The 11870-nt window shown below is 44.1% G+C and carries 10 protein-coding genes; 4 read left to right on the top strand and 6 right to left on the bottom strand.

Features of this window, described 5'->3' with window-relative positions; all coding sequences use genetic code 11:
* Window positions 1–67 precede the first annotated feature (67 nt).
* Together HQ865_RS01640 and HQ865_RS01635 are read right to left on the bottom strand one after the other, a co-directional pair.
* Window positions 68–745: a DUF3826 domain-containing protein gene (locus HQ865_RS01640; RefSeq protein ID WP_173413216.1), complete on the bottom strand. Its 678-nt coding sequence runs from the start codon at window positions 743–745 to the stop codon at window positions 68–70.
* Between the two features lie 8 nt (window positions 746–753).
* On the bottom strand, window positions 754–2370 hold the full coding sequence (locus tag HQ865_RS01635; RefSeq protein ID WP_173413215.1) for a fucose isomerase: 1617 nt from the start codon (window positions 2368–2370) through the stop codon (window positions 754–756).
* 453 nt (window positions 2371–2823) lie between these two features.
* Here HQ865_RS01635 and HQ865_RS01630 point away from each other — a divergent pair, with 453 nt between their 5' ends.
* Window positions 2824–3723, top strand: a complete 900-nt coding sequence (locus tag HQ865_RS01630) for an AraC family transcriptional regulator (protein ID WP_173413214.1) — start codon at window positions 2824–2826, stop codon at window positions 3721–3723.
* A 288-nt stretch (window positions 3724–4011) separates the two neighbouring features.
* On the opposite strand, the gene HQ865_RS01625 is transcribed toward HQ865_RS01630, so the two are convergent.
* Both HQ865_RS01625 and HQ865_RS01620 read right to left on the bottom strand, forming a co-directional pair.
* Complete coding sequence (locus HQ865_RS01625) at window positions 4012–4947, bottom strand: dihydrodipicolinate synthase family protein (protein ID WP_173413213.1); 936 nt, start codon at window positions 4945–4947, stop codon at window positions 4012–4014.
* Window positions 4944–6533 (bottom strand): sodium:solute symporter, encoded by a 1590-nt coding sequence (locus tag HQ865_RS01620; RefSeq protein ID WP_173413212.1) that lies wholly within the window; start codon window positions 6531–6533, stop codon window positions 4944–4946. Before HQ865_RS01620 ends, HQ865_RS01625 begins: the two co-directional genes overlap by 4 nt.
* A gap of 479 nt (window positions 6534–7012) precedes the next feature.
* Here HQ865_RS01620 and HQ865_RS01615 point away from each other — a divergent pair, with 479 nt between their 5' ends.
* From HQ865_RS01615 to HQ865_RS01605, 3 genes are read left to right on the top strand one after another with little or no spacing between them, the layout of a single operon-like run.
* Window positions 7013–7285, top strand: a complete 273-nt coding sequence (locus HQ865_RS01615) for a ubiquitin family protein (RefSeq protein WP_173413211.1) — start codon at window positions 7013–7015, stop codon at window positions 7283–7285.
* Window positions 7282–7692 carry a hypothetical protein gene (locus tag HQ865_RS01610; protein ID WP_173413210.1) on the top strand — a complete coding sequence of 137 codons (411 nt, stop codon included), beginning with the start codon at window positions 7282–7284 and terminating at the stop codon, window positions 7690–7692. Before HQ865_RS01615 ends, HQ865_RS01610 begins: the two co-directional genes overlap by 4 nt.
* Window positions 7693–7694: 2 nt before the next feature.
* Window positions 7695–8132 carry a protein-export chaperone SecB gene (locus tag HQ865_RS01605; protein WP_173413209.1) on the top strand — a complete coding sequence of 146 codons (438 nt, stop codon included), beginning with the start codon at window positions 7695–7697 and terminating at the stop codon, window positions 8130–8132.
* A 28-nt stretch (window positions 8133–8160) separates the two neighbouring features.
* Here HQ865_RS01605 and HQ865_RS01600 read toward each other — a convergent pair whose 3' ends face one another.
* Both HQ865_RS01600 and galB read right to left on the bottom strand, forming a co-directional pair.
* The gene (locus HQ865_RS01600; RefSeq protein WP_173413208.1) at window positions 8161–9192 is read right to left on the bottom strand and encodes a substrate-binding domain-containing protein; all 1032 of its coding nucleotides are present in this window, start codon (window positions 9190–9192) and stop codon (window positions 8161–8163) included.
* Window positions 9193–9319: 127 nt separating this feature from the next.
* Complete coding sequence (galB, locus tag HQ865_RS01595; protein ID WP_173413207.1) at window positions 9320–11755, bottom strand: beta-galactosidase GalB; 2436 nt, start codon at window positions 11753–11755, stop codon at window positions 9320–9322.
* Window positions 11756–11870 lie beyond the last annotated feature (115 nt).

Genomic DNA, 11870 nt, shown 5'->3' with positions numbered 1-11870 from the left:
AGTTTCATATTGGGTTAATTTGTATTGGTTTCTTATTTTATGGATAAGGCTTTGGCGGTTATACGTATTAATTGTTTGATGGTGATTTAGCCGCCGCTTTCTCCTTTAGGCGCTTTTGCCATTCTTCACCGGCCTTTTTCATATCGTAGCCTTCTTTAGAAAGATAATTGTTGATGCGGCCTTTATACTTGCCAAAAATGGCGGTCTTCTCATCCGATGAGCCGGCATCTATGGCTTTCTCGCGTGCTTCTATCAGCCAGTTTTTTATTTGCGTTTTTTGGGCGTCGGTTAGTTGTGGCAATTCATCGGTATAGCCATTATAGGTAACTGCTACCTTTTTGTAGGTCATTTCGTCCTTCATGGCCTCCACCTGTTGCGGGGTTAGTTCCTTACCCAGTTTGGCCAGGAAAACAGGATGCAGGGCGGTCAGTTGCGCATTCATTATGCTATCGGTAGCGGCAACTTTAGCATTGGCAGCAGCCTTATCATCACCTGCTGTAGCTTTTATTTCCTTCACCTTAGCATTGCGGGCATCGTGAATACTGTTTATAGCGCGGTACTGATCCATCAACACGGCCTGCGCTTTTTTAAATTTAGGCGACAGGGTATCGGTAATGCCGATGTTCACCAGGTACTTACCGGTACGGTCGCTTATTACCTTTGTATAATCCTTTTCGGCCTGTGCTTGGGCCATCACCATTGTGCCGCTAAGCAGGCACACCAACATTATGATATAGTATTTCATCTTCATAATTAATTCAAATTAACATCGCCGCAAAAGTGAACGGTGATACCTAAACCATTAAGCGCGGCGGCTTTTACCCGACAAGCTTTATGCGCGGTAGCTTCGTCAGGCGTATAAACTACGTGGATGTGGTTAGCCTTATGGCGGCCCATCATCTGATCGCGGCTTACACCTTTTAATACGGCATTCATAATAGGCCAAACCGGGGTGGTTGCTTCCCAGCGGCGATTGGTCTCTTCTTCGGGCAGCAGTACGCTTTCGCCTACGCCTATATCACAATGCAGGGCACCATCCATTACATAAATGCGGCTCCATACAATATGGCCCGGTTTGCTTACCCCTTTTAAACTACCGCCACCCAAACGGAAGTACATAGCAGGCTGGCGCTCACTACTGGCTCCGGCGTAACCACCCACAAAATGGGCTGGCGGAACTGCTCCCGATATCAGGAACACCCACACAAAATCATCTATGCCATCACCCTTAAAATGTTCGCCCCAGCGCAGATCGTGCAGGGTATTTTCGCCGGGCAGGCCCATTTGTTTCCATAAATTATAGGTTACCAGGGCATCAATACCCGCGCATTCGTCCACCTCGTTAAAGTGTGGCAGCGCTTCACCGGCGTATAACTCGCGGCCATCGGTACTGTATACCGGCGGGCGGTCCTGGTTATTTAATAAACCCTCCACCAAATCGCTGGCAACGGTCAGGTCCTTCAACCCCTGCTGATACTGGATGCCGATGGTTGCGCAGCCAAATTCGTCGGCCATACGCACGGCAGCTATATACATTTTGCATTGCTCAAGGCTTTGGGCTTCGGTTAGTTCAGCAACGCCATCGGTACCCCATTTAAACTGCATACCTTTTTGCAGCAGCCAATCTAAAACCTTGCGGGCTTCGGCATTGGTAACCAATTGCATGGCAGCATATAACGATGACTGGCTTAAGCGCTCTTTAAACAAGCCTGTCGGGTGCAGTAACTCATCAGGTACAATGGCATTATACATGCCCATGCAACCCTCATCAAACACGCCCATTATGGCTTTGTCAGTTTTAAATTTAGCGGCAAAGCCGGCACCTATAGCAGCTTCTTCAGCCGGAATATTAGCGATTTCAAAGCCGTGGATATGGCTTTCATCATGGCTTAAATTGCCGGTTTCCAGCCACTGTTTCAAGCCGTTCAGGAAGTATTCATCATCAAAATTTTCACTCCATAGTGTACTGAACTTCACCCCTGCCTTAGCCAGCGAGCCATTGATATTCAGCATCCCAACAAGGCCCGGCGCAGTGCCGCTCCAGTTAGCTAAGGTCAGTATCGGGCCTTTATGAGTGGTTAATCCCGCAAGCACATGATGGGTGTATTGCCACAGACTTTCTACTACGATTAATGGCTTATCAGGGTTGATGGTGCGAAACACCTCCATCCCCATTTTTTGGGAGTCGATAAGGCCATGTTGCTTAACCTCATCATACTGATGAGCACGGGTAGCTGTCCATCCTAACTTTTCGATGGCGGCAACCAGTAAGTCCTCTACTTTTTGCTGTTCGGGCCAGCAAATTTGGTTGGCAGCCAGGCGAAGATCGCCACTTGCAACTAATAAAACTTCTTTTAAATTCTCGGCCATTATCCAGATTATAGTTATTGCGTTATTGGCAAATAAATCTGGTCGTTGATTAGTTTATTTTAAGCCGCGGATTGTATTATTTTATCTTTCACAATACAATAATTGTATTTCTAACAATTATCTCCACAGCGCAAAGGTTCAATCAAGACCCTATTTAAGTAAAAAGTATAATTTATTATTACGGTTTATATTTCAGTGGCAGTCGCATAAGTATAAAATGCGCTGCTTTAACAAATATCTATCATTAGCTATTGTCATTACTTCCCGTATTTATCAATTTATTGTACGATGTTATCATCGAAAATTCAGGGGGTCATTTTTAACCCCCTATTAATTTTTTGCTAAATAATTGCATTTATATTGTATAAATTTTTCTTACTTTTAAAAATCATAACCTAATCAGCATCTGAAACAGACCTGTTTTTTGGATAATTGACTAAGTAATTTTTTAGAATGAAACCTCATTTTCTTAAAGTTGCGGTTAAACCGCAAAACTCCTTTAGTATAAGGCATGATATTTTGCCAACCTTTAGGGGCATCTGGCATTATCACCCCGAGCTGGAATTACATTATGTAATTAAGGGCGAAGGCGTGCGTTTCATTGGTGATAATATCAGCAATTTTTCGGCGGGTGAGGTGTTGCTGCTGGGCGAGAACCTGCCGCACTGCTGGCGCTGTAAAGAGGAGTACTTTCAGCAGGATTCGGGCCTGAATGTGGAGGTTATCGTGATCCATTTTTTGCCCGATTGCCTGGGCAAATACCTGCTTAACCTGCCCGAAGCTTACCTGCTGCCAAAACTGTTCGATAAAGCCAAAAGCGGCATGGTTATAGGAGGTGAAGCCCGCACCAAATTAACCGAACTAATGCGCAAAGCGGTGGACGCCACCAACCTCGACCGCGTTATCGTATTGCTATCTATATTAAAGGTTTTGGCCGAAAATGAGGACTTTGAAAGCATCACTTTAGCCCATAACGAATTCCACCAGTCTAACGAATCGGACACCATTCGTTTGAACAAAATTTGCTCGTACACGCTGGCTAATTATAAGAAAGAAATAGGCCTGCAGGAGATAGCCGCTATAGGCAACCTTAGTGTAACCAGTTTTTGCCGGTACTTTAAACTGATGACCAAAAAGACCTACTCCGATTTCCTGACCGAGATCCGCATCAGCCATGCCTGCCGTTTTTTAATTGAAGACAAGATGCCGACCGAGGTTTTGTGCTTTGAATGCGGCTTTAATAACGTATCGAACTTTTACCGCCATTTTAAAAAAGTAACCGATATGACCCCGCTGGAATATAAGCGCCGTTACCTGCAGGGCAACCCGGTACCTACTCCGGCAATTGTTTAAGAATTTACTTACCATCTGCAAAATACCAAGTGTCATGCCGAATTTGTTTCGGCATCCCACTTGCTTAGCTTAAACTTTGCTCGTCAGACCTGTGTAATGGGATGCTGAAACAAGCTACCCATGACATGTTTGTTTTTCCGCTGAAGCCTCACCCTGCCCTCTCCAGAGGAGAGGGTTCCAAAGTCTCCCCCCTTTGGGGGAGATTTAGAGGGGGCTTTCATCGGTATGTCATAAAAACCATTAGAGGCCGCCGGGATTATATTACTCAACATGACAAAAATATTTCATTTACGCAAAGCTCGCTATCCCCAACTGGCTCTTCAGCGAACTATAATCGCCATACAAATGCTCAATTTGCTTGCGGGTGGTTGGCGTGAACACGCCTACGTTGCGGCGGGTAATAGTTGAGATATTTAAACCGCGCTTGGTTAACCAGTACTTGGCAATGATAGGATATACATTATGCATCACATCCATATTATCTATCAAAAACTGCTGCACCATATCCACCTCGTGCTGCTTGCTGTCATCAGCGTAATTTTTGCATAACCAAACAATCAACTCAGGGAAAAAATTACCCTGGATACACGATAAACCTGCCGACCCTGCCTTTAACGAATCGACCGCGTGCACCATATAAGCATCGTACAAGCCGAAATTGGGGTTAGCCTTTCCGGCTTCCAATTTTTGCTTTACTTGGTCGATGTTCAGGCAGGTATCCTTATGATAGATCACCCGGCCGGTAGCAACAAAATCGATCAGTTGTTGTGGCGATAGTAATCTTTTGTATGGAACAGGGCATTCATAAAATCCCAGCGGAATATTGTCTGTTTGATTGAACAGATCAAAAACCCGGTCGTTAAATACCGCGTCGCTTTCGTCTTCCGTAGCCAGTAGACTGTTTAATATAATAACGGCCTGGGTGCCGGTATCATGTACACGTTTTACAAAGTCGGCCTGCTTACTTATTACCCCGCCAAAGGTGCCGGTTGCTACTACGGGCACAGCACCATCAACCACTTTTATAATATGCTTAATGGCCTGCAGCTTTTCGTCATCTTCCAGTTCAAACATCTCGCTGCTCAGGCAGTTGGCAAACAGTCCTGATGCGCCCGCCTTCAGGTAGATCTCGGTCAGTTGGGTCAGTATATCGTAATCAATATCGCCATTGTTCTTAAACGGCGTCAGCATCACAGGGATAAATCCTTTTTCTTTATTCGTCATTGGTCATTTTCATTAGTCATTGGTTGCCCAACAGTATATCCTTCTCGCTTTATCTTAGTTAATAGCAGGCCGGTCAAAAATATGGTGAGCGTGCCTACTACGATGATCATATTGGTGTTCAGCGTGCTGCGCAGGGCGGCGTAGCTATCGGGGATGAGTGTTGGGAATGTTAACCACAGGATCACCAGTACACCGATAATAGTAGCGGCCATAGCCTCGTGGTTACGGGTTTGCCGACTGATCAGGCCCAATAAAAACAGGCCCAGCATCCCAGCCGCGAAGATGCCCGACAACTGCCACCACACATCCAAAATACTCTTCACCCCTATCATGCCTATCCCGGCTATCATCCCGGCTACACCGAAAACAACCGTCATAATATGCAGCAGGTTCATGGTTTGCTTTTCGTTGATGCCGGGCTTAAAATAGCGCTTGTAAATATCTACCGTAAACACCGTGGCCGACGAGTTCATGCCCGAACTGATGGTGCTCATCGCTGCCGAAAGGATAGCCGCAACGATCAGTCCAACCAACCCGGCAGGGATGCGCGTTACCATAAAGTGTGGCATTATCTTATCGCCATAATCTGCAGGTTTAAGTGCGGCCATCGCGTTGCTGATCTCCGCGGCCGATGCGCCGGGTAAACGCTCTACCGCTACCTGGTGCTTAATGGTTTCCAGCAATTCGGGGTGCAGATTGTAGTAAGCATACAGGCAGGACCCGATCACGAAAAACAGGAACGATGCCGGCACATACAGATAAACACAAAGCCATACCGATTTTGCTGCCTGTTTAGTTGACTTAGCCGTATGGTAACGCTGGATATAATTCTGATCCATCCCGAAGTTATTCAGGTTGATGAAGAAGCCATACAGCAATATCACCCAAAAAGTAGGTTCCTTAAAGTTGATAGCGAAGCTACCCAGGCTAAATTTATTATCGGCCTTGCCTATCTCCATAATTTTTGAAACTCCGCCCGGCACATTGTTCACCACAAGGTAAATGATCAGCATGGCGCCCAGGGTTTTAATAATGCCCTGCACCACCTCTGTCCAGATCACCGCCTTGATGCCGCCGGTAACTGTATACAGGATAATAGCCGTGCCCATCACCACCATGATCATGCGCATGGATACACCTGTCAGTGCCTGCAAACTCAACGCTATCCCAAAAAATATCGACCCCATGCGGGCTAACTGCGTCAGTAAAAAGCAAACCACGGCGTAAGTACGCGCCCATGGGCCGAAGCGTTTTTCTAAATGGGTATACGCCGATACCTCGCCCGTATTGCGATAAAAAGGCACAAAATATTTTACAGCTATCCAAGCCGCCAGCGGCATGCTGATGCTGAATACAAAAGCGTTCCAGTTGCCCCCGAAAGCCTTGCCCGGTACACCTAAAAAAGTATTGCTGCTTAAAAATGTAGCGTAAATGGAAAAGCCGATAGCCCATCCCGGTATCAGGCCCGATGCCTTGGTGAAAGCCTCGCTATTTTTGTTCTTGCGCGAAAACCAAAAACCCACCAGCACCATACCCACAAGGTAAAGTAGTATAATGGCAAGGTCGGGCACGGGTAACACTTTCATGCGCTGTAGCGAAGCTGTTATAAGTAAATTTAACTATTATAGGTTCAAAACGGTTTAGCAAATGTAACCCCGTGTGCCCCTCATTTTATATAACATGTTTTCCGGCTATTATAGGATTTTAGCATGAGGGATGTGGTGGCGGAGGTATGTCACCATCATATAAATATTTTTGCCATAAATTTGTACTACCATCCTATTGCTCCTTTCCAATTTTAAAAATTATTTTACAATAACATTATTTAGAATAATTATAAATTCCGTAACATTGTCATTATTTTGTCAGCTACAATATTATAATAGTATATATTTGAACAACTTTAAACCTTAATTTTTAGTACATGTCATATTGGCACGACAAATCTAAAGTCAACATTGATGCCTCAAACAAATTAAATATTAATGGTTTTTATTGTTCAAGTGTTCACTGCTCCTATTATAGTTGCGTACAACTAATGTATCATATATTACATGTACACTTCATGAAAACAGTAGATGAAATTGATGAAGAAAGTAAACAAGGCGCGAACATAGATGGCGGATTACATGTTTGGCTAATTAATCAAATGACTGAACAAATGTCGGCCAGTAATCCATACGAAGCAACTAAGTTCAATGATACAATTGGAAATTTGAAAAGAGCCCGAGTTAAATCGGATTATAAGAATTTTGAGATAAAAGAGAATTTTGCGAAGAAAGCATACGATACTGCATTAGATGCGCAAAAACTACTAATAAAGCATTTTAAAATATGAATACCTTTGAATTTGTAACAGGGATGATTGATAAAATTGTCGACAATTTTCCTTTTATACAATGCAGATATCAATACGATAATTTCGATAATTCTCATTTTGTAGAAGTTCTTCCTGCAAAATATTTGCAAGAATGTGATGACCTTACATTAATGCGTAATTCGTTTATCATAGATTTTATTAAAAAATTCCCATCTGAAAGTCTAACATTTGTTACAGATGGGGATCTTATTGAATTGGATGATATTATCTATTTGAAACAAGGAAAGGGTTATAAATTAGCCAAAATGGCATTAGATAATCATGAGTGCTTAGAATTTCCGTCTGATGATGAAATAGAAATTTTCATTGAAAAAGATATTTTTACTTATCAAGGTAGTAATGATAAATTATCCATTGCAGCGTAATTATGTCCACAATCCACACTTCGCCATTTAGACTTGAACAATTCATTGTAAAGGACTTTAACTTCACCAGAGAACCTGGCGAAACAGGAATAACGGATATTCAAATTAGTCCTTCAGGTATTCTAAACAACTCTGATAAGACTTTTATACTAAGCTTAGAAATTAGTCTTAAAGATGATAAAGAGACATATTCAATTGATATGACTGGTTACGGTTATTTTGAATTCAAAAACATGGAATCAACCGATAGTCTTTCAGATTACTTTTGCATTAATGCTCCTGCAATCATATTCCCTTATATTAGGGCTTACATCTCAGCAGTATCTGCCTTATCTGGTCTTAAAGTCATCACCATCCCAACCATGAATTTATCTTCGCTACAAGAAGATTTAAGAAAAAATATTTTTAGCAGCGATGAAGACGGCGCTAAAATAAACTAATTGCCAGCAGGGTGTTTTTAAAATGTACCTACAACGAGTGCCTCAATTTCAACCTGCAATCCAGCTCCACGTGCTCCATTTGGTTTTTCAGTACCATTTTGGCGGCCTTAATGCCCATTTGCTCAAAATCCGTTGAGATAGTGGTAATACCCTTCAGGATGTATCTCTTAAGTGGGGTTTCGTTATAAGAGATAATGCCCACGTCCTCTCCTACTTCCAGCCCGGCGGTCCGGATCATTTCTATCAGGGTCACCAGGTCATCATCATGCAGGCAAATAAATACCTCGCCCTTCTTCACCTGCAAGTCTTGCACATTTTGTTCGATGCTGCGTTCGAACGCGTATTGCTGGCAAAACAGGTTAAAGCCAGCGCTCAGATCAGCAGAAAGATTAATGTTTGACGATGATATAATGCGGATGGTATCGTACTTGCTCAGGTCTTCCAACACGGTTTCCATGGCTTTATAAATATTGCGCTTGAAATTTTCGGATACCGAACCAAAATCGCCATCCACGCCAACCACCGACTGGTCGAGCAGTATCAGTTTATCCTTGGGGATGGTGTTCAGCAATTCGTGCGCGCGTTCGCCACCTTCGGCAAAGTGCGGCAATATTACGTAGTGCGAGTAACCCTCGCGGCGGCGGTTCAGCAGTTTTTTAAACAGCTCGTAATCGTCGTTATAAATATAAAAATCGATGGTTACATCATCGCCCAGCACCTGGCTAAACACATCGTAAAATGTTTTACGACCGGCGTTCAGCTTATCCAGCAGCAAAAATATTTTACGGGGCTGCACTACCTTTTTAGCGGTTACATAATGGCCTTTTCCCGGTACCGATGAAAGCACCCCCAGATCGCGCAGGTATTTGTAGCCACGGTCTGCCGTTTCCTTCGAAATTTCCAGGTGATAGGTCAACTCATGCAACGATGGCAGGATCCAGTTGCTCTTGATCTTGCCCGAACTCACCGCGTCCTGTATGGAATTAGCCAACTGGATATACTTGGGTGTTAATGAAAGCCCATCAACATTAATAAAATCGAAGATATTTTGCTGCTTCATCCCTAACGCTAATAAATAGGTAGTTTATTATGGTTTTATCAGGATAAAGCTAAGCTACGCAGGGGTTAGATTTTTATATTGGTTTCTCCAACTATTGTACGATTTTACCATGGGATTTTTTAACCCTTCAGCCACCAATCAGCCCTAGTGATGCGGATTTCAATCCATTACCCGTAGCTGTAACAGCTATATTACCTTTCTTCTGACCCGATTGTATAATAACCAGGCATTTTCCGCTAAACAATTTGCACTGTTTTGATTGGAATGATTGCAGGTTGGTTTGCGATCCGTTATCTACCGCCTTCAATACACCTGCGCCCTCAATATTAAATCTGATCAGATTATCGGCATTAGGAACAGGGTTTCCCTGCTTATCCAGCACAGTTACGGTAACAAAAGAAAGATCCTTTCCATCGGCTTTAATAGTGCTTCTATCGGCATTTAGTTTTATTTGATAGGGCTCTCCCGCAGTTACTACCTGTTCCGTTTTAACGATTTTCCCATCTTTTCGGGATATGGCCTTTAGCGTACCGGCTTCATATTTCACCTTCCATACCACGTGCAGATCATCGCCTTGTTTTTTACGGATGCCGAGGCTTTTACCGTTCAGGTATAGTTCCACTTCGTCGGCGTTATTATAATACGCCCAAATATCAACTGTTTTACCCGGCTGCCAGTTCCAGTGCGGCAGCAGGTGCAGTACCGGTTTGTTAGTCCACTCGCTTTGGTACATGTAGTAAACATCCTTAGGGAAACCGGCCAGGTCAACAATTCCGAAATATGAACTGCGGGCCGGCCATGGGTAAGGTGTAGGTTCGCCCAAATAATCAAATCCGGTCCACACAAACATCCCCGAAAGGAAAGGATATTTTTTAATGATCTTCCAGGTTGTTTCGTGGGTCGATCCCCAGTAGGCGGCCACGTTATCGTAGGCGGTAACGGCCATTTCTGGATTGCCCCTGGTATATTTTTCTTTTGAGCTTTGTGGCCAGAAACGGGTGGTATCGGTAGGTTCATCATAAAAACCACGGCTCTCTAATGCCGACATTTGCTCGGTACCGATAAACTTTTGGCCCGGATAATTCTTCGGGAAATCGGCATAAACTTCCTGGTGATAATTCAATCCCACCAGATCGAGCGCGCCCGATTGATAAATAAAATTCTTCGTCGGATCGGCATCGCTCAGGGCTGAAGTAACCGGGCGGGTTTTATCCAGTTGCTTTACAATATCCACCAGCTCACGCCCAATGGTAATACCCGTACTGTCGCGCTGTTCGCGGATCTCGTTACCGATGCTCCACACAAAAACCGATGGATGGTTACGGTCGCGCAATATTTGATCCTGCAGATCCTGCACATGCCATTTATCCCAATCTACTGCATAATCAAACTTGTTTTTCTTTTTCTTCCACATATCAAAGGCCTCGTCCATCACCAGGAAGCCCATTCGGTCGCACAGGTCAAGCAATTCGGGAGCTGGCGGGTTGTGCGATGTGCGGATGGCGTTGCAGCCCATATCTTTTAATATCTGTAACTGGCGTTCGATGGCGCGGGTGTTGACGGCGGCACCCAAAACGCCCAGATCATGGTGCATACAAACGCCGTTGATTTTTGTAGGAATCCCGTTCAGGCTGAAGCCTTTGACTGCGTCGAAATTAAAGGTTCGGATGCCGGTATTAATGGTCTGTTCATCCACCAACTGAGTTCCATTTTGTAGCTGAACCCTTACCCGATAAATATAAGGAAGGTTGGTTGACCAAAGTTTAGGATTAGGAATGTGTATTGCCTGGAAAATGCGTTGACGCTCGATGTCGTCTGTCATATTTGCAAAAGTTATATTACTTGCAACCTGTTTATTAGTTGCATCGTAAACAGTGGTTTTGACTTGCAAGGGAAAAACCACGATAGCATTCTTATCTCCGTTTATCCGGGCTTCGGCATTCTTTACTGATATAGCCAGTTCAACCGTCGCTTGTTTATCTTTAATAATCGGTGTGGTCAATTGTATTCCCCAATGGTCTATGTGAAGGCTATTCTTTGTCACCAGCCACACATTCCGGTATATCCCCGAACCCGAATACCAGCGCGAATTAGGCTGCTGCGAATTATCAACCTTAATGGCTATCACATTCTGTGCGCCAAACTTTAAATGCTCCGTCAACTCATATTCAAACGAGATATAGCCATTAGGCCTGGTGCCCAGCAAATGTCCGTTTATCCAAACTTCGCTGTTGCGGTAAACGCCGTCAAAATCAATAAACAAATGTTTTCCCTTGGCCGATGCCGGCACCGTAAACGTTTTGCGGTACCAGCCAATCCCCGCAGGTAGCCCACCCTCGTTCTGACCGGTGGAGTGCTTCTCATCGAAAGGACCTTCAATGCTCCAATCGTGCGGCAGGTTGAGGCTGCGCCATTTGCTATCGTTAAAAGCGGCTTCCTTAGCATTAGGTTCATCGCCCAAATAAAACTTCCAGCCAGCGTTGAAGCTCTCGGTTTTGCGCGCATTTTGGGCGTTGGCAAAACCACTAATTAACAGGAAGCAGAGAATATAAATGTATCGCATAGAATATCTATCAGCAGAATTAACCACAAAGGACACAAAGGGGGAAACCACAAAGTGCACAAAGATCTTTCTTACTGACCACTAAGCCATTCTTTGCGGCCTTTGTGAAAATCTC

The sequence above is a fragment of the Mucilaginibacter mali genome (genome assembly GCF_013283875.1).
Lineage (GTDB): Bacteria > Bacteroidota > Bacteroidia > Sphingobacteriales > Sphingobacteriaceae > Mucilaginibacter > Mucilaginibacter mali.
This window is presented reverse-complemented; position numbering and strand designations above follow the sequence as displayed.

Excerpts from the sequence above, each read along its gene's own strand:
- galB (WP_173413207.1), bottom strand. The coding sequence starts at position 11,755 with ATGCGATACATTTATATTCTCTGCTTCCTGTTAATTAGTGGTTTTGCC.
- HQ865_RS01620 (WP_173413212.1), bottom strand. The coding sequence starts at position 6,533 with ATGAAAGTGTTACCCGTGCCCGACCTTGCCATTATACTACTTTACCTT.
- HQ865_RS01625 (WP_173413213.1), bottom strand. The coding sequence starts at position 4,947 with ATGACGAATAAAGAAAAAGGATTTATCCCTGTGATGCTGACGCCGTTT.
- HQ865_RS01640 (WP_173413216.1), bottom strand. The coding sequence starts at position 745 with ATGAAATACTATATCATAATGTTGGTGTGCCTGCTTAGCGGCACAATG.
- HQ865_RS01610 (WP_173413210.1), top strand. The coding sequence starts at position 7,282 with ATGAATACCTTTGAATTTGTAACAGGGATGATTGATAAAATTGTCGAC.
- HQ865_RS01615 (WP_173413211.1), top strand. The coding sequence starts at position 7,013 with ATGAAAACAGTAGATGAAATTGATGAAGAAAGTAAACAAGGCGCGAAC.
- HQ865_RS01605 (WP_173413209.1), top strand. The coding sequence starts at position 7,695 with ATGTCCACAATCCACACTTCGCCATTTAGACTTGAACAATTCATTGTA.
- HQ865_RS01600 (WP_173413208.1), bottom strand. The coding sequence starts at position 9,192 with ATGAAGCAGCAAAATATCTTCGATTTTATTAATGTTGATGGGCTTTCA.
- HQ865_RS01635 (WP_173413215.1), bottom strand. The coding sequence starts at position 2,370 with ATGGCCGAGAATTTAAAAGAAGTTTTATTAGTTGCAAGTGGCGATCTT.
- HQ865_RS01630 (WP_173413214.1), top strand. The coding sequence starts at position 2,824 with ATGAAACCTCATTTTCTTAAAGTTGCGGTTAAACCGCAAAACTCCTTT.